Genomic DNA, 23594 nt, shown 5'->3' with positions numbered 1-23594 from the left:
ACTGATCGTGACCGTCGAGGCATTCGCACCCCACCCGCCCGGCGACTCCCAGACCGGCGCCGCCCGGCCCATCGGCAGCGTGCTGGTGGCCAACCGCGGCGAGATCGCCTGCCGGGTGATCGCCACCCTGCGGTCGATGGGCATCGCGTCGATCGCCGTCTACTCTGATGCCGACGCCGACGCCCCGCATGTGCGGGCCGCCGACACCGCCGTGCGGATCGGCCCGGCGCCGGCCGCACAGAGCTATCTCGACATCGAGGCAGTGGTCGCCGCCGCCCGCCGGGCCGGCGCCGACGCCGTCCACCCCGGTTACGGATTCCTTTCGGAGAACGAGGCTTTCGCCGCCGCACTCGCCGACGCCGACATCGCCTTCATCGGTCCGCCGGCCGGCGCCATCGGCACCATGGGCGACAAGATCGCAGCCCGCGCCGCGGTCACCGCCCGCGGCGTCCCGGTGGTTCCCGGTCTGTCCCGGCCGGGCCTCACCGACGACGAACTGATCGACGCCGCACCGGGGATCGGCTTCCCGGTCCTGATCAAACCCAGCGCCGGCGGCGGCGGGAAGGGAATGCACCGCGTCGATGAGCCCGCGGACCTGCCCGCCGCGCTGCGCACCGCGCGACGGGAGGCCGCGTCGGCGTTCGGCGACGACACCCTGTTCCTCGAGCACTTCGTGGACACGCCCCGGCACATCGAGGTGCAGATCCTCGCCGACGAACACGGCAACGTGATCCACCTGGGGGAGCGGGAGTGCTCACTGCAACGGCGCCACCAGAAGGTGATCGAGGAGGCGCCGTCGGCGCTGCTGAGCCCGCAGACCCGGGACCGCATCGGAACCGCCGCCTGCGACGCCGCCCGCTCGGTGGGCTACACCGGCGCCGGCACCGTCGAGTTCATCGTCTCGGCGAGCTCGCCCGACGACTTCTTCTTCATGGAGATGAACACCCGGCTGCAGGTGGAGCACCCGGTGACCGAACTGGTCACCGGCATCGACCTGGTGGAACAGCAGATCCGGGTGGCCCGCGGCGAGGTGCTGGCCATCGCGCAGGACGAGGTCCGGCTGCGTGGGCACGCCGTGGAAGCGCGCGTCTACGCCGAGGATCCGGCGCAGGGCTTCCTGCCGACCGGCGGCACCGTGGACCGGCTGGAATGGCCGGCCGCGGCCGGGATGCATCTCCGGCCGGGCGGCGGCGGCATCCGGATCGACTCCGGCATCGCCGAAGGCGGGGTGGTGGGCTCGCACTACGACCCGATGCTCGCCAAGGTGATCGCGTACGGCGCCGACCGCGGCGAAGCCCTTGACCGGCTCGACGAGGCTCTCGCGGAGACCGTCCTGATCGGCGTGGGCACCAACATCGACTTCTGCCGCTTCGTGCTGGCCCAGCCACCGGTGCGCGAGGCCCGCCTCGACACCGAACTGCTCGACCGGCTCGCCGACGACTATGTGGCGCCGCTGCCGATCCCGCGCGCCCTGATCGCCGGGGCGGTGGGCACCCTCGACCTGGGATCGGCCGACGATCTGTGGAGCAGCGCCGTCGGGTTCCGGATCTCGGTGCCCTCGCCGATCACTACGCGGCTGCTCTGCGACGGCCACCGCTACCGGGTCTCGATCGAGGTCACCGGCGGGGAACCCGCCCGCAGCCTCGACGCGGTCGCCACCATCGACTACGAGGACCTCGACCGCGAACCGTTCACCGCACAGATCCGGTACCGGCCCGAGGCCGACGGAGCGCTGGTGCTGCGCTGCGACGGTCTCGAGACCCGCTGGACGGTCCGCCAGACCGGCGAACAGCGCTGGGTCAGCGGCGAATCCGGCACCTGGATCATGCGCCGGGCCCACACCCTGGCCGACGCCGACGAGACCGAGCAGGCCGGCGAGGTGTGCAGCCCGATGCCAGGCACCGTGGTGGCCGTCCCGGCCGGCGAGGGCCAGACCGTGGCGGCCGGCGATCCGCTGGTGGTGGTCGAGGCGATGAAGATGGAACACACCCTGCGCGCACCGCGCGACGGCGTGGTCGCCCTGCACGCGAGCACCGGCCAGAAGGTGAACGCCCAGCAGGTGCTGGCCCTCGTGACTCCCGCCGATCCCGTGACTCCCGTCGATCCCGTGACTCCCGCCGATCCGGCCGATCCGTGATCACCCGCCGACCGCACCTCCCGACCGACCGAACCGCACTGCCGCCCAACCGAAACCGAGGGACCAACCGATGGAATTGACCCAGGAGTACACCGACCTGATCCACTCCGTGCGCGACTTCGCGCGCTCGGTGGTCGCGCCGGTGGCCGCGAAACACGACGAAGAGAAGACCTTCCCGTACGAGGTGGTCGCCCAGATGGGCGAGATGGGGCTGTTCGGGCTGCCGTTCCCGGAGGAGTACGGCGGGATGGGCGGCGACTACTTCGCCCTCGCGCTGGCACTGGAAGAGCTCGCCAAGATCGACCAGTCGGTGGCCATCACCGTCGAGGCCGGGGTGGGGCTCGGGGCCATGCCCATCTACCGGTTCGGCAGCGAGGAGCAGAAGCAGCGCTGGCTCCCGGATCTGACCTCGGGCCGGGCACTGGCCGGCTTCGGTCTCACCGAACCCGGTGCCGGCTCGGACGCCGGCGCCACCGCCACCACTGCGGTGCAGGACGGCGACGAGTGGGTGATCAACGGTTCCAAGCAGTTCATCACCAACTCGGGCACCTCCATCACCTCGCTGGTCACCGTCACCGCGGTGACCGGTGAACGCGCCGACGGCCGCAAGCAGATCTCGACGATCATCGTGCCGTCCGGCACCCCCGGCTTCGTCGCGGAGCCGGCCTACAACAAGGTGGGCTGGAACGCCTCGGACACCCATCCGCTGAGCTTCACTGATGCCCGCGTCCCGCTGGACAATCTGCTCGGCGAACGCGGCCGGGGCTACGCCAACTTCCTGTCCATCCTCGACGAGGGCCGGATCGCGATCGCCGGACTGGCCACCGGGGTGGCGCAGGGCTGCGTGGACGAGTGCGTCCGGTATTCCGGCGAACGGCAGTCGTTCGGCAAGCCGATCCGCGACTATCAGTCGGTGGCCTTCAAGATCGCCCGGATGGAAGCCCGCGCCCACGTCGCCCGGACCGCGTACTACGACGCGGCCGCCAAGATGCTGGCCGGCCAGCCGTTCAAGAAGGAGGCGGCCATCGCCAAGATGGTCTCCTCGGAGGCGGCCATGGACAACGCCCGCGACGCCACCCAGATCTTCGGCGGGTACGGCTTCATGAACGAGTATCCGGTGGCGCGGCACTACCGCGACTCGAAGATCCTGGAGGTGGGCGAGGGCACCACCGAGGTGCAGCTCATGCTCATCGCCCGGTCGCTGGGGCTGCCGGCATGACCGGCCCGGATCCCGCCGCGCCGCGGATCACTCAGCGCGGCCTGTGGTTCGAGGAGTTCACGGTGGGCACGGTGTACGAGCACCGGCCCGGCCGCACCCTCACCGAGGCCGACAACGTGCTGTTCACCACGCTCACCATGAACACCCAGGCGCTGCATCTGGACGCGCACTGGGCGGCCGGGCAGCCCGGCTTCGACGGTCAGCGGCTGATCAACTCGATGCTCACGCTCTCGACCATCGTCGGACTGTCGGTGGCCCAGCTGACCCAGGGCACGCTGGTGGCCAATCTCGGGTTCACCGAGACCGCGTTCCCCGCGCCGATGTTCGCCGGCGACACCCTCTACGCCGAGACCGAGTGCACCGGCAAGCGGGTCTCGAAGTCCCGGCCGGGGGAGGGCGTGGTGAATCTGACTCACATCGGCCGCAACCAGCACGGCACCGTCGTCGCCCGCACCTCCCGCGCCACCCTGGTGCGGCTCGACCCGGACCGGCCGACGCAATCCACCGCAGGAGAAGGGAATCCACGATGACACGACGATGGCTGCCGGCCGGACCGGCGCTGCTCTTCTGTCCCGCCGACCGGCCCGAACGGTACGCCAAGGCGGCCGAACGCGCCGACGGGGTGATCCTCGACCTCGAGGACGCGGTGTCCCCGGAGCGCAAGGCCGCCGCCCGTGAGGCACTGGCGGCCACACCGCTGGATCCGGAGCGGGTGATCGTGCGGATCAACGCCGCCGGCACCGAAGATCACGCCCTGGATCTGCAGGCACTGGCCGGCACCGACTACCGGGTGATCATGCAGGCCAAGTCGGAGGACCCGGAAACGGTCCGGGCGCACGGCTATTCCACGATCGCGCTGATCGAGACCCCGCTCGGCGCGGTGCGCTGCGAGGAGATCGCGGCGCAGGAGAACTGTGTCGGCCTGATGTGGGGCGCCGAGGATCTGGTGGCCGGCATGGGCGGGCAGTCCAGCCGCTACGGCGTCGACGAGGCGAACGCCGGCCGGTACAGGGACGTGCCGGTGGCGGTGCGGGCCCGGGTGCGGCTGGCTGCGGCGGCCTTCGGCAAGGCCGCGATCGACGCGGTGCACATCGACATCGCCGACACCGTCGGCCTGGCCGCCGAGGTCCGCGACGCGGTGGCGCTGGGCTTCACCGCGACCGCCTGCATCCACCCGAGTCAGGCGGCGGTCATCCGCGACGGCTACGCCCCCGACCCGTCCGAGGAGGCTTGGGCGCGTGCGGTTCTCACCGAGGCCCGGCGCTTCGGCGGCGGCGTCTTCGCCTTCGACGGCCAGATGATCGACGGCCCGGTCCTCAAACAGGCCGAAGCCGTCCTCGTCCGCGCCGGCCGCCCCCTCCAGTAACCGAAAGTCCGCGCCCCGGTGATCGAGCAGCCTCCTCCCCCGGCGATCGAGGACCCCGGCCTTCGTTGATCGAGCGGCTTCTTCCCCGGTGATCGAGTGCCTGCGAGGCGCTAGCCGAGCAGGCGTATCGAGATCAGACCCCACCCCGACGACACAACAGAATCCCGACGACCCGCCCCACCCCCTCCGGAGGTCACCATGACTGAACTGTCGTACGCAGTCGGCGAGGACACCCCGCCCCTGCTCGAGCACACGATCGGCACCACCCTGGCGGCCACCGCCGACCGCCACCCCGACGCGATCGCCCTGATCGACGCGGCCGCCGACGACGGCGCCGGCCGGCAGTGGACGTACCGGGAGTTCCGGCGCGACGTCCTCGCCCTGGCGGCCGGCCTGCGCCGGCTGGGTCTGCAGCCGGGGGACCGGCTGGGTCTGTGGTCGCCGAACCGCTTCGAGTGGGTGCTCACCCAGTTCGCCGCCGCCGAGGCCGGGGTGGTGCTGGTGGTGATCAACCCGGCCTACCGCCGTCACGAGCTGGCCTACGTCCTGTCCCAGTCCGGGACGGTCGCCGTCCTGGCCGCCGAACGCTTCCGGGACGCCGACTACGCCGGCATGCTCGCCGACGTCCGCGAGCAGACTCCCGGCCTCACCGACGTGATCACCTTCGAATCGGAGGACTTCGCCGACCTGCTCGCACCACCGACCGAGGCCGAGCTGGCCGGTCTGGCCGAGGTCGCGGCGGGGCTGGCGCCCACCGACCCGATCAACATCCAGTACACCTCCGGCACCACCGGATCGCCGAAGGGCGTGACCCTCTCGCACCGCAACATCGGCAACAACGGCTACCTGGTGGGCTTTCTGCTCGGCTACACCGAGGCCGACCGGATCTGTCTGCCGGTGCCCTTCTATCACTGCTTCGGCATGGTGATGGGCAATCTGGCGGCGATCGCTCACGGGGCGGCGATGGTGATTCCGGCGCCCGCCTTCGATCCGCAGGCCACGCTGGCCGCGGTGGAGAAGTACCGCTGCACCAGCCTCTACGGGGTGCCGACGATGTTCATCGCCGAACTCGGGATCCTCGACGCCGGAGCACGTTTCGACCTGAGTTCGCTGCGCACCGGGATCATGGCCGGCAGCCCGTGCCCGGAGACCGTCATGCGTCGGGTGATCGACGAGATGGCGATGACCGAGGTGTCGATCTGTTACGGCATGACCGAGACCAGCCCGGTCTCCACCCAGACCCGCACCGACGACTCCCTGGACCTGCGGGTGGGCACGGTCGGCCGGGTGGGGCCGCACCTGGAGATCAAGGTGATCGATCCGGTGACCGGGGAGACCCTGCCGCGCGGGGAGACCGGCGAGTTCTGCACCCGCGGCTACTCGGTGATGCTCGGCTACTGGAACGAGCCGGCCAAGACCGCCGAGGTGCTCAGCGAGGACGGCTGGATGCGCACCGGCGATCTGGCGGTGATGGGCGACGGTTCGGACGGCGATGACGGCTACGTCCGGATCACCGGGCGGATCAAGGACATGGTGATCCGCGGCGGCGAGAACATCTATCCGCGGGAGATCGAGGAGTTCCTGTACACCCACCCCGACATCGTCGACGCCCAGGTGATCGGTGTGCCCGACGAGAAGTACGGGGAGGAGTTGATGGCCTGGGTGCGGCTGCGCGAGGGTGCGGCCGAGCTGACCGCCGAGGGGCTGCGCACGTTTGCCGCCGATGCGATCGCCCGGCACAAGATCCCCCGGTATGTGCGGGTGGTGGACGAGTTCCCGATGACCGTCACCGGCAAGGTCCGCAAGGTGGAGATGCGGGCCCAGGCCGTCGAGTTCCTCGGACTGGAAGGCTGAGCCCGTGAGCCCTGACAGCGTGACCACCACTCCCGGCGGCACCGGCGCCCAGCCGTGGCCGGCCGGGGCGTTCGCCGACTTCGTCGACCTGCTGCGCACGCGGACCGGTGAACCGTTCACCGACTATCAGCAGTTGTGGGAGTACTCGGTGGCCGATCTGCCCGGCTTCTGGCGGGCGGTGTGGGACTTCTACCGGCTCGACGAGATCGCCGAGTCTCCGCTGGCCGACGGCGACGACGCCGTGCTGGCGAGCACGGAGATGCCTGGCGCCCAGTGGTTTCCGCAGGTGCGGCTGAATTACGTCGATGCCGTCCTGGCCCACCGCGACCTGCCCGGCGAGGCGATCGTCGGTCTCGGCGAGGACGGTGCCCGCACCGCGATCAGCTGGGCGCAGCTGCCGGCCCTGGTCGCGGCCGTCGCCGAACGTCTCGCGCAGGCCGGAATCAATGCCGGCGACGTGGTCGCCGGATATCTGCCGGATGTGCCCGAAACCGTCGTCGCCTTCCTGGCGGCCGCCTCGCTCGGCGCCGTCTGGTCGGGCTGCGGACAGGACTATGCGCCGGAGGGGGCCGCGGCGCGCCTCGGCCAGCTGCGGCCCAAGGCCCTGTTCACCGCCACCGGCTACCGGTGGAACGGCAAGGATGTGGACAAGCGTGCCGACAGCGACGCCCTGGCGGGGCTGCTGCCCGAGGTGGCGCTGCACATCGTCGTCGGCGACGAGCCGGGGGCGTCGGCGCCGGGTCGGCTCGCCTGGGCCGACGTCGTCGACGGTGCGTCGGGCAGCCCCCGGCCGGTACCGGTGGCGGCCGACCATCCGCTCTGGGTGCTGTTCTCGTCGGGCACCACCGGCCGGCCCAAGGGCATCGTGCACGGGCACGCCGGGGTGCTCGTCGAACATCTGAAGTCGGCCGGGCTGCACGCCGGGCTGGGCCCGGAGTCGGTGTTCTTCTGGCAGACCGCGCTCAGCTGGATGATGTGGAACTTCCAGATCGCCGGTCTGCTGGTGGGCGCCCGGATCGTCTGTTACAGCGGCTCACCGCTGTATCCGGACGCCGACCGGCTGTGGCAGATCGTCGCCGACGAGAAGGTCACTTACTTCGGTACCAGCCCCGGGCAGCTGCAGGCGTCGCGCAAAGCCGGTCTGGCACCGGGCCGCGACCACGACCTGAGTGCCCTGACCACTCTCGGCAGTACCGGCTCCACCCTGCCCGCGGACCTGTTCGAGTGGGTGCATCAGGCGCTCTCACCGGAGTTGGAGATCTCGTCGATCAGCGGCGGCACCGATGTGGTCAGCGCATTCGCCGGCGGCAGCACCGGCATCACGGCCCGCCCCGGCGAGCTGCCGGTCCGGATGCTGGGGGTGGCGCTGGCCAGCTGGTCGCCCGAGGGCCGGCCGCTGGTCGACGAGGTGGGCGAGCTGGTGGTGACCGCGCCCATGCCGTCGATGCCGGTCAGTTTCTGGGACGACCCCGACGGTGCGCGCTACCGCGCCGCCTATTTCGAGCATGTGTGGTCGGGCGGCGAGCAGCCCACCGCACCGGTGTGGCGGCACGGCGACTGGGTGACGCTCACCGGCCGCGGCTCCCTGATCTTCCACGGCCGCAGCGATGCGACGCTCAACCGGCAGGGCATCCGGATGGGATCGGCCGACATCTACGAGGTGGTCGAGGGGATCGATGAGATCGCCGAGGCCTTCGTGCTCGGTGTGGACGGTCCCGGCGGCGCCTACTGGATGCCGATGTTCGTCACCCTGATCCCCGGCGCCGAACTCACCGACGAGCTGGTCGGGCGGATCCGGCAGCAGGTGCGCACCCGGCTCTCCCCGCGGCACGTGCCCGACGAGGTGATCCTGGCGCCGGGGATTCCGCACACCCGCACCGGTAAGAAGCTCGAGGTTCCGGTCACCGCGATTCTGGCCGGCCGGGACAGCGTCAACCTGGACCCGAAGTCGGTGGATCAGCCCGAACTGATCGGCTGGTACCGGGAGCGCGGGAGCGCTCACTCCTGGTAGTGCTCGCGCTTCGGCCCGGCTCAGCCCCACCGATTCTGCTCAGCCCCACCGACTATTCGGTAGGGCAGACCCGAGTCGGTGGGGCTGAGCGATGCGGTATCTACCCCGGCGCAGTCGATCGTTCGACCGACGCAACGCGCGGCCGCTGTGCGCGCCTGTAATAGCGTGATGCGACCCGGGCCGTCGGCGCACGGCCATCCTTCGGCGAGGAGCAGGTCGATGACGTATCCGCAGGCGGACTCCGGTCGCGAGCCATCCGGCAACGGCCGGGGTGCCGCGCCACCTCACACTCCGCAGTCCTACGGACCGCCGCCGCAGAATCCGCAGCCGCGCCACCAGCAGCGGCCGCACCCGGGCTCCGGGCCGGTCCCGCCCGGGCACTACGGCCGGCACGAACCGGCGCCGCCTCAATCGGGTCCGCCCCAGTCCGGTTCGCCGCAATCCACTGCGCCGCCGGGCCGGACGCTGCCGGCCGGCACCCGGACCGTGTTGATCGGGACCGTCGCCGGCCTGGGCATTCTGATGATCTTCCTGGGCTTTCTAAACGCCGAGAGCTCTACCAGTTACAACGACTACGGCGGCTACACCTACACCGCCAAGGTCTTCGAGAGCTGGGCCGTGGGACCGTATCTGCTTCTCGCGGTGGCCGGAGTGGTCTGTGCCCTGACCTTTCTGCTCGGCTCGCACAAATGGGTGGCCGGGGCAGTGGCCGCGCTGACCGTGGTCAGCGTGCTGGTGACCGTCTTCCAGTTCGCCTCCGGCGACGACAACGGGGCGGGCATGGTCATGCTGCTGATCTGCGCACTGCTCTCCGCTGTCGCGGCGGTGATCTGGGTGCTGATCGAAGCCGGACACCTCAAAGAGTCCGGCGCCGCGGCGCCGGCTCGTCCCGGAGTTTCCGGGCACGGGCACTAGCGCGAGGGGTGGGTGTCTGTATTAGCGTGGGGGACGTTCACGGGCCGTCGCAAGATGGCCGTTTCCGTATAAGGAGTTGGTTGATGACGTACCCGCAGTCGGGTTCTGGCTACGGCCAGGGCAGCTACGGTCAGGGCGAGGGCCAGCAGCAGTACGGGCAGCAGGCCCAGTACGGCCAGCCGGCCGAGTACGGGCAGCAGGCCCAGTACGGCCAGCCGGCGGACTACGGACAGTCCGCCCAGTACGGGCAGTCCGCCCAGTACGGACAGCAGTACGACCCGCAGCAGGCCCAGTACGGCTACGGGCAGCAACAGTACACCGCTCCCAAGCCGCCGAGCCAGGGTCTGCCGCCGCAGACCGGCCTGATCCTGGCGGCCTCCGTCGCCGGCCTGGGCATCCTCATGCTCTTCCTGGGCTTCCTGGCCGGGTACAAGGGCGGCAACGAGTCGGTCAAGCTGTTCGAGACCTTCTTCGCACTGCCCTGGGCTCTGTTCGCGGTGGCCGGTGTGGCGTCGGCGCTGACCTTCATCGTCGGTGCCGGTAAGCAGTTCGTCGCCGGCATCACCGCGCTCACGGTGACCTCGGCGCTGATCAGCATCTTCCAGTTCGCCACCAAGGGCCTCTACGACGGCGCGGACAAGGGTGCCGGCGCCATCATCCTGCTGATCTTCACCATCCTCGGTGCGATCGCCGCGGTGCTGTGGCTGCTGATCGAGGCCGGCTTCGTGCAGGTGGCTCCGGCCGCTGCGGCGCCCGCCGCCGAGGCCGCCGCTGCCTCGGGCGCGGCCCCGGCCGCCGAGCAGTCCGCCGGCTACGACTACAGCGCGGCCTACGGCCAGCAGGCCTCCACCGGCTCGTCGCCGGCCGCCTCGCCGGCGGGCGACTACGGTCAGGCGTCCACCGGTTCGGCGTACGGCCAGGCTTATGGCCAGTCGGCCTCCACCGGCTCGGCCTCCACCGGTTCGGCCTACGGCCAGCAGGCCTCGGCGGGTTCGGCGTACGGGCAGACCGGCTACTCCGGCAGCAGCGAGCCGACCAGCTACACCGGCAGCAACGCGCCGACCAGCTTCACCGGCAGCAGCGAGCCCACCAGCTACACCGGCACCGGTGCGCCCACCAGCCACAGTGCGCCGGAGTCGGCCGACGACGGTGCCACCACCGCCTTCGTCAAGCCGGAGTCTGACACGGGTGAGCACAAGGCCTGACCGCCTCGGACACCAGACAGCGGCGCCGTCGATCATCGTGATCGGCGGCGCCGCGGTCGTATCTGTGTCCCCGTCGTACCCGTGTCCCCGTCGTCCCCGGTCATTCGCCTGGATGAGCGCAGACTGAGAACTGCGGCTCAATTGGCCCGGCCCCGGCGCGCCCCCTCGGCGGCCATCACCGACCGTGCCACGCTCGTAGGCAATGGCTTCTCATCCCGAATCTCTGGCGACCCGGCTACGGCAGAGCCGGCTGGCGCGGCGCGACGACGTCGCGCCGACGCGGGCCGCCACCTGGGATCTGATCAAGGTCGCCCTGCTGGTTCCGGCGCTGACCGTCGTGGTCCTGACCGTGGTCGTCTCCCTGGTCAAGGCCATCGCCGGGGGAGCGGTGAGCGGACTGCCCTCGCAGGTGGCCGCCGGCTGGCTGGTGGTCAATCAGGTGCCGCTGACCGTCGGCGACACCATCGTGGGCGCGCTGCCGCTGCTGCCGACCCTGCTGCTCATCGCCGCCGTGGCCGCGGTCACCGCCCGCGCCGCCCGGGAGACCGACAGCCTGGCCGCGGTCGGCACCATCGCCGGTGCCGCGCTCGGCGGATCCCTGCTGACCACGGCCCTGTCGTTGGCCGTGGTGGCCGACGGCTCCTCGGTGTCGTCGCTGGGCCAACCCGATCCGCTGACCGCCTTCGGCGCCACCCTGCTGGTGCAGGGCATCGGGGTGCTGATCGGCGTGGGACGGCGCTGCCTGGCCCCGCTGTTCGCGCAGTACGAGTTCCCGGCCACCGATCGGGTGGGTGCCCGCGCCGGTCTGATCGCCTTCGCCGCCCTGGTCGCCGGCAGCGGCATCCTGGTGCTGGCCGGAGAACTCGCCCACTGGTCGCTGATCGGTGAGCTGATCGAGGGCGGCCACAGCGTGGACGGCTACCTCGGCCTGGTGGGCCTGTCCATCCTCTACCTGCCGAATGTGCTGGTGGCCGCGCTCGGGGTGAGCGTGGGCGCCGAGGTCAACGTCGGCACCGCCTCGCTGACCGCGTTCGGCACCGATCCGGGCACGCTCCCTCCGCTGCCCGTCCTGGGTGTGATGCCCGAGCATCTCGGTGCCGTCGGCTTTGCCGTCCTGCTCATTCCGCTGCTCACCGGCGTGCTCATCGGCTGGTACTGCCGCAGCGTGGAGATCGTCAAACACCTGCGTGCGGTCGCTGTGGCCGCCGCCGCGGCCGCCGGACTGGTGGCGGTCGCCTCGGTGCTGGCCGGCGGACGGGTCGGTGAGATCGGCAGCCTCGGCGCAAGCGCCCCGGTGGCCGCCGGCTACACCTTCGCCTGGATCATGGTCGTCGGCGCCGCGTGCGCCGGCGTGCACTACCTGCTGCCCTCCACCAGATCCCAGCGCATCGCCGACGCCGTGCCCTTCGACCTCGACGAACTGCTCGCCGACGAGGACTTCGACGGTCTGGAGATCGTCGACGACCCGGATGCGGACGGCGGCGACGAGGCGGTGACGGAAGGGGACGAGGCGGACCCGGACCTGGTGGCCACCGATGTGCTCGAGCCGCTGGACGACGATGAGGCCGACGGCCCAGCCGACCACCTCGCCGACGACTACCTCGCCGATGACGACCTGCCCGGATCCGGTGACACCGCAGATCAGCGGCCCGGCGACCCGGTGTCGTCCCGGGGCGCCGACGGCGACTAATCTTGAGGGCGTGAACAGCCTGCCGGACTCCCGTGTGCCCGTCGTGGTGATGGCATCCGGTACCGGCTCGCTGCTGGCCGCGATCCTGGCCGCCGCCGACGAGGCGCCGTTCGCGGTCGCCGGGGTGGTGTCCGATCGTGAGTGCGCCGCCGTCGGCATCGCCGCCGACGCAGGAGTCCCGGTGAGCGTGTGCCGCCCCGCCGATCACGCCGACCGTACGGCCTGGGACGCTGCGCTGACCGAGACGGTGGCCGGATTCGCGCCGGAGTGGGTGGTCACCGCCGGTTTCATGCGGATCCTCGGCGCGCACTTCCTCGGCCGATTCGGCGGGCACGTGCTCAACTCCCATCCGGCCCTGCTGCCGGCTTTCCCCGGCGCGCACGGGGTGGCCGATGCGCTGGCGCACGGCGTCAAGGTGACCGGCTGCACCGTGCATCTGGTGGACGACGGCGTCGACACCGGACCCATTCTGGCTCAGCAGGTGGTGACCGTCGCCGATGACGACACCGTCGAATCCCTGCATGAGCGCATCAAAGAAGTCGAACGCGAGCTGCTGCCGTCGGTGGTGGCGGCCGTGGTGGCGCATGGCGTCGTGACCGATGGACGAAAGGCATACATCCCGTGAACGCATCTGCAGATCGCCGGACCATCCGGCGGGCCCTGATCAGCGTCTATGACAAGACCGGGCTCGAGGAGCTCGCCACGGCGCTGCAGGCCGCCGGGGTGGAGATCGTGTCCACCGGGTCCACCGCCAAGACCATCGCCGCCGCCGGTGTGCCGGTGATCGAGGTCAGCGAGCTGACCGGTTTCCCGGAATGCCTTGAGGGGCGCGTGAAGACGCTGCATCCGCGGGTGCACGCCGGTGTGCTGGCCGACACCCGCAAGGACGATCACCTGCGTCAGCTCGACGAGCTGGGCATCGCCCCGTTCGAGCTGGTGTGCGTCAACCTGTATCCGTTCACCCAGACCGTGGCCTCCGGCGCCTCGCCCGACGAGTGTGTGGAGCAGATCGACATCGGCGGACCGTCGATGGTGCGTGCCGCCGCCAAGAACCATCCGTCGGTCGCCGTCGTGGTGGACCCGTCCGACTACGCTTCGGTGGCCGAGGCCGTCGGCACCGGCGGTTTCTCGCTGGCCGAGCGTAAGACGCTGGCCGCCAAGGCCTTCCGGCACACCGCCGACTACGACGTGGCCGTGGCGTCCTGGATGAGCAGTGTGGTCGCGCCCGACGAGGAGGACGGCTTCCCGGTGTGGACCGGCGCCACCTGGGAGCGCGAGGCGGTGCTGCGCTACGGCGAGAACCCGCACCAGCAGGCCGCGCTGTATGTGGGCGGCGAGCCGGGGCTGGCGCAGGCGGAGCAGTTGCACGGCAAGGAGATGTCGTTCAACAACTACACCGACGGCGACGCCGCGCGGCGGGCCGCCTACGACCATGCCGGGCCGGCGGTCGCGATCATCAAGCACGCCAACCCGTGCGGTATCGCGGTGGGCGCCGATATCGCCGAGGCGCACCGCAAGGCCCACGCCTGCGATCCGGTGAGCGCCTACGGCGGGGTGATCGCCGCGAACCGCGAGGTGAGCGTCGAGATGGCCGAGCAGGTCGCCGAGATCTTCACCGAGGTGATCATCGCGCCGTCGTACGCCGACGGCGCCGTCGAGGTGCTCTCGCGCAAGAAGAACCTGCGCATCCTGATCGCGCCGGCCCCCGCCGAGACCGGTGTGGAGCTGCGGCCGATCTCCGGCGGCGTCCTGCTGCAGAGCCGTGACGTGATCGACGCCGAGGGCGACGACCCGGCCAACTGGACGCTGGCCACCGGCGAGGCCGCCGACGAGCAGACTCTCGCCGACCTGGTCTTCGCTTGGCGTGCATGCCGTGCGGTCAAGTCCAATGCGATCCTGCTGGCGCACGACGGCGCCTCGGTGGGTGTGGGCATGGGCCAGGTCAACCGGGTGGATTCGGCGCACCTGGCGGTCAACCGTGCCGGTGACCGGGCGTCCGGCTCGGTCGGCGCCTCCGACGCCTTCTTCCCGTTCCCGGACGGCCTGCAGGTGCTGATCGACGCCGGCGTGTGCGCGGTGGTCCAGCCCGGCGGCAGTGTCCGCGACAACGAGGTGATCGAGGCGGCCAAGGCGGCCGGAATCACCATGTACCTCACCGGTTCCCGGCACTTCGCGCACTGAGCGCAGACGCGCCGGCAGGCTGCGTGACCCCGTGCGAACCGTGATCCGGCCGTGAGCATCGTCGATCTGGCGATCCTGCTCGCGGCCGGTTTCGGTGCCGGACTGGTGGGCTATGTGACCGGCATGGCGTCGTTGGTGAGCTACCCGGCGCTGCTGGCGGTGGGCCTGGATCCGTTGTCGGCCAATGTGACCAACACGGTGGCGCTGGTGGCCGTCGGCGTGGGGAGCTTCGCCAAGTCGGGGCGGGTGCTGACGGCCGACGACGGTGGTCGTTCGCTCGGCCGGGATGCGCTCGCCGCGCTGGCCGGCGGTGTGGTCGGGGCCCTGGTGCTGCTGGTGTCGCCGGATGAGGCGTTCGGCTTCGTGGTGCCGTATCTGGTGGCGGTGGCTTCGCTGGCGCTGCTGGTGCAGCCGCGGCTGCGGGCGTGGATCGCGCACGGTGTGGACCGGCCGGTGCTGTGGGTGGCGGGGGTCTTCCTGGTCTCGATCTACGGCGGCTATTTCGGTGCGGGCGCCGGGGTGATCTTCCTGGCGCTGGCCATGGTGGCCACGGCGCTGCCGTTGTGGCGCGCCACCCTGCTCAAGTCGGCGCTGCTGGGGGTGGCCAATGCCGTTGCCGCCGTGGCCTTCATGATCTGGGGTCCGGTGCACTGGGCGGCCGCGGCCGCGATGGGCGTCGGCTGTCTCCTGGGCGGCTGGCTGGGTCCGCCGGTCGTCTCCCGCCTGCCCGCCGGTCCGCTCCGCGTCGCCATCGGTCTCGGCGGCCTCGCCCTGGCCCTCTACCTCGCCCTCTCCTCCTGACCCCCGACATCGCAGTGCCGCCTTCCTTGGCGGCCGAGTGCCGCCTTCCGTGATGGCCGAGTGCCGCCCGAGGAACGAGGGCGGTGTATCGAGGCCCCTGCCGGGCCGCGTGGGTGGTCTCGATACACCCGCCTCGGCTAGCGCCTCGTCGGGCACTCGACCAGCAATGAGACGTGCGGCTTTTGTTGGTGGCCGAGTGCCGTCCGAGGAACGAGGGCGGTGTATCGAGGCCCCTGCCGGGTCGCGTGTGTGGTCTCGATACACCCGCCTCGGCTAGCGCCTCGTCGGGCACTCGACCAGCAAGAACAAGCGCGGCCCTCGGCGGATCGCGTGTGGTCTCGATACACCCGTCTCGGCTGGCGCCTCGTCGGGCACTCGACCAGCAATGAATCGTGCGCTTTTTGTTGGTGGGCGGTGTGTCCAGGTCCCGCCGGGCCGCGCGCCTGGTCTCGATACACCCGCCTCGGCTGGCGCCTCGTCGGGCACTCGACCAGCAAGAACAAGCGCGGCCCTCGGCGGATCGCGTGGGTGGTCTCGATACACCCGTCTCGGCTGGCGCCTCGTCGGGCACTCGAGCAGCAATGAGGCGTGCGCCATTTGTTGGTGGCCGAGTGCCGCCCGAGGAACGAGGGCGGTGTATCGAGGCCCCTGCCGGGTCGCGCGCCTGGTCTCGATACACCCGCCTCGGCTAGCGCCTCGTCGGGCACTCGACCAGCAATGAGACGTGCGGCTTTTGTTGGTGGCCGAGTGCCGCCCGAGGAACGAGGGCGGTGTATCGAGGCCCCTGCCGGGTCGCGCGTGTGGTCTCGATACACCCGCCTCGGCTAGCGCCTCGCCGGGCACTCGACCAGCAAGAACAAGCGCGGCCCTTGGCGGATCGCGTGTGGTCTCGATATGCCCGTCTCGGCTGGCGCCTCGCCGGGCACTCGACCAGCAATGAAACGTGCGGCCCCGTCGGGCACTCGACCAGCAAGAACAAGCGCGGCCCGTCGGGCGCCGGGTCTCGAGACGCGGGCCGCGGAGGCGTCGTGCGAGCCGCCGCCGGACCGATATTCACCCGATCGATACCCGCACGGGGGGATACAACCGAAGCAATAGCCGATAACGTCGGTGCAATGCGCCGTTCCGTTGCTCGTGCCCTGGTGGCCACCGCGGCTGTGCTGCTCGCCGGCCCGGCCATCGCCCCGAGCCACGCCGAGCCCGCCCGGCCGACCCCGCCGAACTTGCGGCCGTTGCCCGGCGAGGTGATCGACGGCGTCGACCAGCTGGTGCCGCCCGCCGACATTCCGCACCTGAAGCGGATCCCGCAGCGCGCCCAGGCACCGGGCTACTCCCATTCCACGCTGGAGGTGCGCGCGGCCACGCTGCCCGATCCGGTAGGCGATCCGATGTTCGATCGCTGGCCGCGCAGTCTGGACAAGCGGGCCAACGGCGAGGTCCTGGCCACCCGGGACGTCACCGGCACCGCCGGGTTCCTGGTGACCGTCCCCCTTCGCAGTGCACGCATGCTGAAGTTCCGCTCCACCGACGTCCAGGGGCAGCCGATCTTCGGGACGGCGACGGTGATCGAGCCCCGCGCCCCGTGGAAGGGCGCCGGGCCGCGGCCGATCCTGGTGAACAACGTGCCGATCAACGGCCTGGGCCACGAGTGCACGGCGGGCTACACCCTTGCTCACGGCCTGTCGGACAGGACCAACAAGACCGACCTGTTCCCGCCGACCACCCAGCTGGCACTCGCGCGCGGTTACACCGTGATCATCCCCGACCACGAAGGTCCGCGGCAGGCCTACGCCGAGCCGACTCTCGCCGGGCACGTCGTACTCGATTCGATTCGGGCTGCCGCCAGGTACGCACCGAAGAAGTACGCCGACAGCAAGGTGGCCCTGACCGGCTATTCCGGCGGTGCGATCGCCACCAACGGCGCCGCGAAGCTGCTCGGCGAGTACGCCCCCGACCTGACCGACCGGATGGTGGGCGCCGCCCTCGGCGGTGTGCCCGCAGACTTCCGGCTCCTGGCCGGGGCCATGAACGCCAACATCGCCACCGGTGTGATGCTCGCCGGGACGCTGGGGGTGGCCCGCGAGCGGCCCGAGATCCTGGAGCTGACGAACAACCTGGGTCGGTGGCTGGCGACGTCGTCGTTCAAGAACTCCTGCGGCGACGACTACGGTGTCGCCGCCCCGTTCCAGTTGCCGGCGCAGGTGCTGTCGAAGGACAAGGACCCCTTCAACTCCGAGGTGGCCGAGAAGGTCTATCGGGCCACGCAGATGCCCAGCACCAAATCCGACCTGCCGCTGTACATCTACCACGGCGCCAACGAGATCTGGATCCCGGTGCAGGGCGCCCGCAACCTGTACGCGGAGCAGTGCAAACTCGGCGCCGACGCGGTGTACCGGGAGGTGCCCGGCGAGCACCTGTCAGCCGCGGTGATCGCCTACCCGGAGGCGATGCAGTGGCTCGACGCCCGCTTGCAGGGCAAGCCGGCCACCAGCGAGTGCCCCCGGTCCTGACCGCCGCTCAGCTCTCGGAGGGACGGTCCGGCGGCCGGCCCAGCCAGGCGATGACAGCGCCGGCCTCACCGCCGGCCCCACGGGTTGATCCGTGTCGCGCGGTTGCGGGGCACCACCAGGTGGCCTAGTGTGCGGTACGTCACACTCAATCTCCAGGACCAGGAGGCACCAGCCCGTGCCAGAGGATCTGACTCAACTCCAACTGCTCACCGAACTGGAACCCGTCGCCGAGAAGGAACTGAATCGGCACCTGTCCCTCGCGCGCGACTGGCATCCGCACGACTACGTCCCGTGGGAGGAGGGGCGCAACTTCGCGGCGATGGGCGGCGAGGACTGGGATCCGGAACAGTCGCAGTTGAGCGAGGTCGCCAAGGCCGCGATGACGCTCAACCTGCTGACCGAAGACAATCTGCCGTCGTACCACCGGGAGATCACCGAATACTTCTCGCCCGACGGCGCGTGGGGTACGTGGGTCGGCCGCTGGACCGCCGAGGAGAACCGTCACGCCATCGTGATGCGCGACTATCTGGTCGTGACGCGCGGGGTGGATCCGGTCGCGCTCGAGAACGACCGGATGACGAACATGACCAAGGGCGCCCACTCCGACGATCTGAACGGGCTGCTCCGCGGAGTGGCGTACGTGACCGTCCAGGAGCTCGGCACCCGCGTCAGCCACCGCAACACCGGCAAGGCCTGCAACGATCCCATCGCCGACAAGATGCTGCAGCGCATCGCCGCCGACGAGAACCTGCACATGATCTTCTACCGCAACCTCTGTGCGGCAGCGCTCGATCTGGCGCCCGACCAGGCGATGGAGGCGATCACCTCGGTGGTCACCAACTTCGACATGCCGGGCATCGGCATGCCCAACTTCCGGCGCATGAGTCTGATCATGGCCAAGCACGGCGTGTACGACATCCGCCAGCACCTCGACGACGTCGTGTGGCCGGTGATGCGCAAGTGGGGCATCTTCGACCGCACCGACTTCGGCGCTCGCGGCGAGAAGGCGCGCGAAGAACTCGCCGCATACCTGGAGCAGACCGACAAGGACGCGGCGCGGTTCGAGGAGCAGCGCGACCGCTTCCTGGCGCGGGAGGCCGCCAAGCGCGAGCGCGTCAACGCCTGAGCCTGTTCGGCCCGGCGGTAACGCCGAGCGGCTCGACATTCCCTGGCCGAGAGCATTTCGGCCAGGGAATGTTCTGTTCCTGAGCGGCCGGGCGGGCTCGCCTCACCGGGCGGGCCTTCGCGCGACCAGTATCGTCGAGCCCATGGCTTCTGCTGATGATTCGCCCTGGACCGAGGCTGCGGCCCGCTCAGCGCCGCCGGATCCGTCGAACGGCCAGACGGCGCCGGAGCTGGCGACCGTCCTGGAGACCCTCGCGCAGTCCCGCGACCAGCTGCAGGGCTTCTGGCGCGAGCTCAACATGTTCCGCCTGCGGTACAAGTTCGCCATCGACGAGCTGACCACCAAGATCGACATCCTGCGCGAAGAGTTCGCCGAAACCTACGACCACAGCCCGATCGAGCACGTCCGCTCCCGCCTCAAATCGTCGCAGAGCATCGTCGACAAGGCGCGCAAACGCGGCGCGGACGGCTCCCTGGAGGAGGTCGCCGCGGCGGTTCAGGACATCGCCGGGGTTCGGGTGGTGTGCCCGTTCGTCTCCGACGTGTACTGGATCAAGGAGATCCTGACCACGCAGTCCGACATCACCGTGCTCGAGGTGGAGGACTACATCGCCCGGCCGAAACCGAACGGCTACCGCAGCCTGCACCTGACCATCGCGATCCCGGTGTATCTGTCCGACCGGACCGAGCAGATCCCGGTCGAACTCCAGATCCGCACCATCGCGATGGATTTCTGGGCCAGCATCGAGCATCAGATCTATTACAAGTACGACGCCGCCGTTCCGCCCGGCCTCATCGGAGAGCTGGCCGAAGCCGCCGACACCGCCGCTGATCTGGACAGTCGGATGACGCGTCTCCGCGCCGAGATCCGCGGTCGTCTCGACGGGTAGGCGGCCCCGGCCGAGGCCTCGCAGCGCTTCGGCCACCACCGAACACGCGCCGATCCCGACGACCCTGCGGCTCTACGGGGACGTCCGGCGCAGCGTCAGGTACGACGCTCCGCCCAGGACCACGGCCACCAGCACCACGATCCCGCACACCGTCAGCGGCTCCACGCCGGCCAGCCAGCGGCCCACGCCGGTCCACGTCCGGCTGCCGGTGATCGCCACCGCGGCCACCACCAGGGCGAGCAGAATCCCGACGATGGTTAGGATCACGCCCAGCATCCCGAACCGCTTGTAGATGGTGGCCGCCCAGAAGCCGAGCATGAACGCGAACATCGAGACCACGAAGAACAGCAGGGTGGCCACGGCCGGCCCCTGGTCCCAGATCCACGGCAGGTAGAAGAAGTAGCCGTCGAAACCCCAACCGTCGGTGGCCTTTTCGATCAGCCCGCCGATCAGGTAGATCAGCGACAGTCCCAGTGCGCTCAGTGCGGCGGTGAGCAGTGTGCCCAGGTAGAACTCGCGACGGGTGGCGCTGACCGCTTGGGAGAACGGGAAACTCAGCGTCAACGCCTGTACGCCGACGGCGGCGAAGTACCAGAGCGGGGCCTGTGAGCCGCCGCCGTAGATGGGGTCGCGGCCGTCGTCGCCCACCGTGTAGGCGATGATCCCGTAGATCGCCAGCGAGATCGCGAACGACGACAGCAGGATGATCAGCGGCAGCCAGAGGAAGGTCTGCCGGTTGATCAGTTGCATGCGGACCACGGTGAGGGTCCGGTTGGGGGTGCGGGCCGGTCGGTCCGCAACGGCGGCGGTCATCGCAGTGCTCCCTTCTCGGCGGCGGCCGCGGCGAGCGGTCCGTCGGCGTTGTGCTGGGTGAGCCGGACGATCAGTTCCTGCAGGGATACCGGTCCGGAGCTGAGTCCGAGGTCGGCGATACGGGTCCGGTCCTCGCCGCTGAGCGTGCCGAGCACCGTGGCCGAGGCCATCGGTCCCATCCGTTCGCGGTGCAGTTCGTCGCGGCCGGCGACGAAGCTGTTCACCGCGTCCTCGTTGCCGATCACGGTGAACGCCCGCTCACGCAGATCGTCGGCGTCGGCGTCGACGGTGATCCGTCCGCCGTCCACCACCAGCACGCGTTCGATGATGTCGGCGATCTCGTCGATGAGGTGGCTCGAGAGCAGCACGGTGCGCGGATGTTCGGCGTAGTCGGCGAGCAGCCGGTCGTAGAAGATCTGCCGGGCCACCGCGTCGAGTCCCAGATAGGGCTCGTCGAAGAAGGTGATGTCGGCGCGCGAGGCGAGCCCGATGATCACCCCGACCGCGGAGAGCTGGCCGCGGGAGAGTTTCTTGATGCGGGTGCACATCGGCAGATTGAATTCGTCGGCCAGTTGCGCGGCGAGCTCGTCGGACCAGTTCGGGTAGAACAGCCGGGCGATCTCGAAGGCGTGCTGGGGCCGGGCATCGTCGGGGTACTTCTGGTTCTCCCGGACGAAGCACATCCGCGGCAGCACGGCCGAATTCTCGTAGGGCGCCTGCCCGAAGACCGTCACCTGCCCGGAGCTGGCGAAGCCCTGCGCGGTGAGGATGGACATGAGCGTGGTCTTGCCGGCGCCGTTGCGGCCGAAGAGCCCGCAGATCACGCCGGGCTGCAGGTCGAAGTCGACGCCGTCGAGGACTGTGTTGCCGCCGAATCGTTTGACCAGACCGCGCACGCTGACTGCGGGCGCGTCGGCCGGTCGTCCGGTGGTGGGGGAGTCGGTGGTCATGTGACTGCGCTCCTTTCGAAGAGGTCAATCGGATGCTGCGGACTGCGGGGAGGTGCCGTCCCCGGTGCGCCGGCTGATCAGGTCGATCACGTCTGCCGGGGTCAGTCCGAGCCGGCGGGCTTCGCCGAGCAGCGGTTCGAGGTAGTGGTCGGTGAAGGTGGCCTGCCGGCGGCGGAGCAGTTCGGTCCGCGCACCGGCGGCGACGAACATGCCGATGCCGCGGCGTTTGTACAGCACACCCTGGTCAACCAGCAGGTTGATGCCTTTGGCGGCGGTCGCCGGGTTGATCCGGTAGAAGGCCGCCAACTCGTTCGTCGACGGCGCGCGGGTCTCCTCGTCGAGCGTGCCGTCGATGATCGAGTCGGCGATGTTGTCGGCGATCTGCTGGAAGATCGCCCGCCCTTCCTCGATCATGATCAGTCCTCTGTAGTTCGGTTAATTAGTTGACTAACTAACCATGACACCGGTCTCGGCCGGCTGTCAAGAGCCGGTGCCCTACCGTGGGCACCGTGACTGCGCAGAAGAGATGTCCGTGCGGCAGCGGGGAGACCCTGGCGCTGTGCTGCGGCCGCTACCTGACCGGACTCGGGGAGGGGCGGCCGGCGCCGACGGCCGAGGCCCTGATGCGCAGCCGGTTCACCGCCTTCGCGCTCGGCGACGCCGACCATCTGCGGGCCACCTGGGATCCGTCCACCCGTCCGGCCGTCCTCGACCTCGACGACGGCCTGCGCTGGCTGCATCTGCGCATCGATGCGACCGCCGCGGGCGGACCCTTCGACGCCGACGGCATCGTCGAGTTCACCGCCGTCTACCGCGGACCGGACGGGCGCGGAGAACTCCACGAGCGCAGCCGCTTCGTCCGCGACGGCGGCCGCTGGTTCTATCTCGACGGGGAGTTCCCGGCCGGCTGACCGGACGGCCGCCGACGACGCGGCACCGGGTCAGGACGGGCGCAGGTCAGGACAGTCGCGGGTCACGCCCGCAGCGGGCCATCAGGGCTTCGGTGGGCGTCGCCCCCTCGGGCGGGGTCACGGCCGGACCGAAGACCCCGGGCCGGCGCACCGCCTCGTCGGGCAGACCGTCGAACATCGCGTCGATGAAGCCCACCGCCGCCGAGGGGATGGTCACGGACCGCCCGCCGGAGGCGGCGATGTCCCAGCCGTGCAGAAACAGATCGGCCGCCGGGAACGAGAGTCCTTCGGCCACCGTGCGCGGCCCCATCGGCGACTGCACCACCCGTTCGAGATCGTCGACCCCGTCGAGCGCGCTGCGGGCCTGTGCGGCAAGGGCATCCCAGACCGCGGCGGGCTCGCCGTCGACGGCCTCGGCCGGCGGCTGATGGGCGGTGAACTCGAACTGCTCACCGGCCAGGATGCGGGTGCCGGCACTCGTCGCATCGCAGACGTGACCGAGCACGTCCAGGGCGGTCCAGCCCGCGCACGGCGAGTCCTGCCGCCAGGTCTGCGCGTCGGTGCCGTGCACGATTCCGGTGAGGAAGTCGAGGCCGTCGGAGTACAGGTCCAGGGCGGTGTAGGTCATGGTGGCTCCCGGTGAGGCTGGTGTGTCGACGGCTTTCACGCTAGACCCCGTCGGCGCCCACCGACGGCGATTCCGGAGCGCAGACGTGCAGGTGACCGGCACAGACCGGCGCGCCGTGTCCCGCCGATCGGCGGGTTCGGATCACGGCGCGCGCAACGATGGTCGGCCGGTCGGGCACCGGCGTACTACTAGCCTCGATCTTTCATCCGGTGCCTATCCCTGCCTGAGCGGTTCGGATTGATTGCGGCAGGGCTGATTTTGCGGTTCGGGTACGACAGGCTGGCCGGTTGCCGCCGGATCACGGCCGGGTTTCACGGGCCCGGAGGGTGTCTTTCAGGTCGTTCGGATACGTCAGGACACGCTGGTCACGTGCTGTTCGGGTAGCCGT

General features: G+C 70.2%; 20 protein-coding genes. 16 read left to right on the top strand and 4 right to left on the bottom strand.

Annotation, left to right across the window (positions count from 1 at the left end):
• Positions 1-7 precede the first annotated feature (7 nt).
• The 15 genes from ACJMNC_RS12045 (at position 8) to ACJMNC_RS11975 (ending at position 19904) form a co-directional block, all read left to right on the top strand.
• Positions 8-2137 carry an acetyl/propionyl/methylcrotonyl-CoA carboxylase subunit alpha gene (locus ACJMNC_RS12045; RefSeq protein WP_408948201.1) on the top strand — a complete coding sequence of 710 codons (2130 nt, stop codon included), beginning with the start codon at positions 8-10 and terminating at the stop codon, positions 2135-2137.
• 70 nt (positions 2138-2207) lie between these two features.
• On the top strand, positions 2208-3356 hold the full coding sequence (locus tag ACJMNC_RS12040; RefSeq protein ID WP_408948200.1) for an acyl-CoA dehydrogenase family protein: 1149 nt from the start codon (positions 2208-2210) through the stop codon (positions 3354-3356).
• The gene (locus ACJMNC_RS12035; RefSeq protein WP_408948199.1) at positions 3353-3886 is read left to right on the top strand and encodes a MaoC family dehydratase; all 534 of its coding nucleotides are present in this window, start codon (positions 3353-3355) and stop codon (positions 3884-3886) included. The genes ACJMNC_RS12040 and ACJMNC_RS12035 overlap by 4 nt, the downstream gene beginning before the upstream one ends.
• Positions 3883-4722, top strand: coding sequence for an HpcH/HpaI aldolase/citrate lyase family protein (locus ACJMNC_RS12030; RefSeq protein WP_408948198.1), 840 nt, complete (start codon positions 3883-3885; stop codon positions 4720-4722). The genes ACJMNC_RS12035 and ACJMNC_RS12030 overlap by 4 nt, the downstream gene beginning before the upstream one ends.
• A gap of 198 nt (positions 4723-4920) precedes the next feature.
• Positions 4921-6576 (top strand): AMP-binding protein, encoded by a 1656-nt coding sequence (locus ACJMNC_RS12025; RefSeq protein WP_408948197.1) that lies wholly within the window; start codon positions 4921-4923, stop codon positions 6574-6576.
• 88 nt (positions 6577-6664) lie between these two features.
• A complete protein-coding gene (locus ACJMNC_RS12020) occupies positions 6665-8587 on the top strand; it encodes an acetoacetate--CoA ligase (protein ID WP_408948357.1) in 1923 nt (640 codons plus the stop codon).
• Between the two features lie 219 nt (positions 8588-8806).
• Positions 8807-9502 (top strand): DUF5336 domain-containing protein, encoded by a 696-nt coding sequence (locus ACJMNC_RS12015; RefSeq protein WP_408948196.1) that lies wholly within the window; start codon positions 8807-8809, stop codon positions 9500-9502.
• A gap of 83 nt (positions 9503-9585) precedes the next feature.
• Positions 9586-10707 carry a DUF5336 domain-containing protein gene (locus ACJMNC_RS12010; RefSeq protein WP_408948195.1) on the top strand — a complete coding sequence of 374 codons (1122 nt, stop codon included), beginning with the start codon at positions 9586-9588 and terminating at the stop codon, positions 10705-10707.
• A 202-nt stretch (positions 10708-10909) separates the two neighbouring features.
• Positions 10910-12397 (top strand): DUF6350 family protein, encoded by a 1488-nt coding sequence (locus tag ACJMNC_RS12005; RefSeq protein WP_408948194.1) that lies wholly within the window; start codon positions 10910-10912, stop codon positions 12395-12397.
• A gap of 49 nt (positions 12398-12446) precedes the next feature.
• On the top strand, positions 12447-13022 hold the full coding sequence (purN, locus tag ACJMNC_RS12000) for a phosphoribosylglycinamide formyltransferase (RefSeq protein WP_408948356.1): 576 nt from the start codon (positions 12447-12449) through the stop codon (positions 13020-13022).
• A complete protein-coding gene (gene purH, locus ACJMNC_RS11995) occupies positions 13019-14578 on the top strand; it encodes a bifunctional phosphoribosylaminoimidazolecarboxamide formyltransferase/IMP cyclohydrolase (protein WP_408948193.1) in 1560 nt (519 codons plus the stop codon). The genes purN and purH overlap by 4 nt, the downstream gene beginning before the upstream one ends.
• Positions 14579-14629: 51 nt before the next feature.
• Complete coding sequence (locus ACJMNC_RS11990; protein ID WP_408948192.1) at positions 14630-15379, top strand: sulfite exporter TauE/SafE family protein; 750 nt, start codon at positions 14630-14632, stop codon at positions 15377-15379.
• Between the two features lie 1115 nt (positions 15380-16494).
• Positions 16495-17889, top strand: a complete 1395-nt coding sequence (locus ACJMNC_RS11985) for a lipase family protein (RefSeq protein ID WP_408948191.1) — start codon at positions 16495-16497, stop codon at positions 17887-17889.
• A gap of 175 nt (positions 17890-18064) precedes the next feature.
• Entirely contained in the window at positions 18065-19015 is a 951-nt protein-coding gene (locus tag ACJMNC_RS11980) for an acyl-ACP desaturase (protein ID WP_408948190.1), read from the top strand.
• Between the two features lie 142 nt (positions 19016-19157).
• Positions 19158-19904: a GTP pyrophosphokinase family protein gene (locus tag ACJMNC_RS11975; protein WP_408948189.1), complete on the top strand. Its 747-nt coding sequence runs from the start codon at positions 19158-19160 to the stop codon at positions 19902-19904.
• A 72-nt stretch (positions 19905-19976) separates the two neighbouring features.
• Here ACJMNC_RS11975 and ACJMNC_RS11970 read toward each other — a convergent pair whose 3' ends face one another.
• Genes ACJMNC_RS11970 through ACJMNC_RS11960 form a run of 3 tightly spaced genes read right to left on the bottom strand, consistent with a single transcriptional unit; the run spans position 19977 to position 22081 of the window.
• A complete protein-coding gene (locus ACJMNC_RS11970; protein WP_408948188.1) occupies positions 19977-20717 on the bottom strand; it encodes a hypothetical protein in 741 nt (246 codons plus the stop codon).
• Positions 20714-21667, bottom strand: coding sequence for an ABC transporter ATP-binding protein (locus tag ACJMNC_RS11965; protein WP_408948187.1), 954 nt, complete (start codon positions 21665-21667; stop codon positions 20714-20716). Before ACJMNC_RS11965 ends, ACJMNC_RS11970 begins: the two co-directional genes overlap by 4 nt.
• Positions 21668-21691: 24 nt before the next feature.
• A complete protein-coding gene (locus ACJMNC_RS11960) occupies positions 21692-22081 on the bottom strand; it encodes a GntR family transcriptional regulator (RefSeq protein WP_408948186.1) in 390 nt (129 codons plus the stop codon).
• A 95-nt stretch (positions 22082-22176) separates the two neighbouring features.
• Here ACJMNC_RS11960 and ACJMNC_RS11955 point away from each other — a divergent pair, with 95 nt between their 5' ends.
• Complete coding sequence (locus ACJMNC_RS11955; protein ID WP_408948185.1) at positions 22177-22578, top strand: YchJ family protein; 402 nt, start codon at positions 22177-22179, stop codon at positions 22576-22578.
• 46 nt (positions 22579-22624) lie between these two features.
• Here the strand turns inward: ACJMNC_RS11955 and ACJMNC_RS11950 are convergent, their stop codons facing one another.
• On the bottom strand, positions 22625-23206 hold the full coding sequence (locus tag ACJMNC_RS11950; protein WP_408948184.1) for a TIGR03086 family metal-binding protein: 582 nt from the start codon (positions 23204-23206) through the stop codon (positions 22625-22627).
• Between the last annotated feature and the right edge of the window lie 388 nt (positions 23207-23594).

This window comes from Gordonia sp. VNK21 (genome assembly GCF_046098115.1).
Classification (GTDB): Bacteria; Actinomycetota; Actinomycetes; order Mycobacteriales; family Mycobacteriaceae; genus Gordonia.
The sequence above is the reverse complement of the archived record's forward strand: the minus strand, read 5'-3'. Positions and strand labels throughout refer to the sequence as shown.

Excerpts from the sequence above, each read along its gene's own strand:
- ACJMNC_RS11985 (WP_408948191.1), top strand. The coding sequence starts at position 16,495 with ATGCGCCGTTCCGTTGCTCGTGCCCTGGTGGCCACCGCGGCTGTGCTG.
- ACJMNC_RS12005 (WP_408948194.1), top strand. The coding sequence starts at position 10,910 with ATGGCTTCTCATCCCGAATCTCTGGCGACCCGGCTACGGCAGAGCCGG.
- ACJMNC_RS12010 (WP_408948195.1), top strand. The coding sequence starts at position 9,586 with ATGACGTACCCGCAGTCGGGTTCTGGCTACGGCCAGGGCAGCTACGGT.
- ACJMNC_RS11960 (WP_408948186.1), bottom strand. The coding sequence starts at position 22,081 with ATGATCGAGGAAGGGCGGGCGATCTTCCAGCAGATCGCCGACAACATC.
- ACJMNC_RS12035 (WP_408948199.1), top strand. The coding sequence starts at position 3,353 with ATGACCGGCCCGGATCCCGCCGCGCCGCGGATCACTCAGCGCGGCCTG.
- ACJMNC_RS11950 (WP_408948184.1), bottom strand. The coding sequence starts at position 23,206 with ATGACCTACACCGCCCTGGACCTGTACTCCGACGGCCTCGACTTCCTC.
- ACJMNC_RS12030 (WP_408948198.1), top strand. The coding sequence starts at position 3,883 with ATGACACGACGATGGCTGCCGGCCGGACCGGCGCTGCTCTTCTGTCCC.
- ACJMNC_RS11970 (WP_408948188.1), bottom strand. The coding sequence starts at position 20,717 with ATGACCGCCGCCGTTGCGGACCGACCGGCCCGCACCCCCAACCGGACC.
- ACJMNC_RS12040 (WP_408948200.1), top strand. The coding sequence starts at position 2,208 with ATGGAATTGACCCAGGAGTACACCGACCTGATCCACTCCGTGCGCGAC.
- purN (WP_408948356.1), top strand. The coding sequence starts at position 12,447 with ATGGCATCCGGTACCGGCTCGCTGCTGGCCGCGATCCTGGCCGCCGCC.
- ACJMNC_RS12025 (WP_408948197.1), top strand. The coding sequence starts at position 4,921 with ATGACTGAACTGTCGTACGCAGTCGGCGAGGACACCCCGCCCCTGCTC.
- ACJMNC_RS12015 (WP_408948196.1), top strand. The coding sequence starts at position 8,807 with ATGACGTATCCGCAGGCGGACTCCGGTCGCGAGCCATCCGGCAACGGC.
- ACJMNC_RS11965 (WP_408948187.1), bottom strand. The coding sequence starts at position 21,667 with ATGACCACCGACTCCCCCACCACCGGACGACCGGCCGACGCGCCCGCA.
- ACJMNC_RS11975 (WP_408948189.1), top strand. The coding sequence starts at position 19,158 with ATGGCTTCTGCTGATGATTCGCCCTGGACCGAGGCTGCGGCCCGCTCA.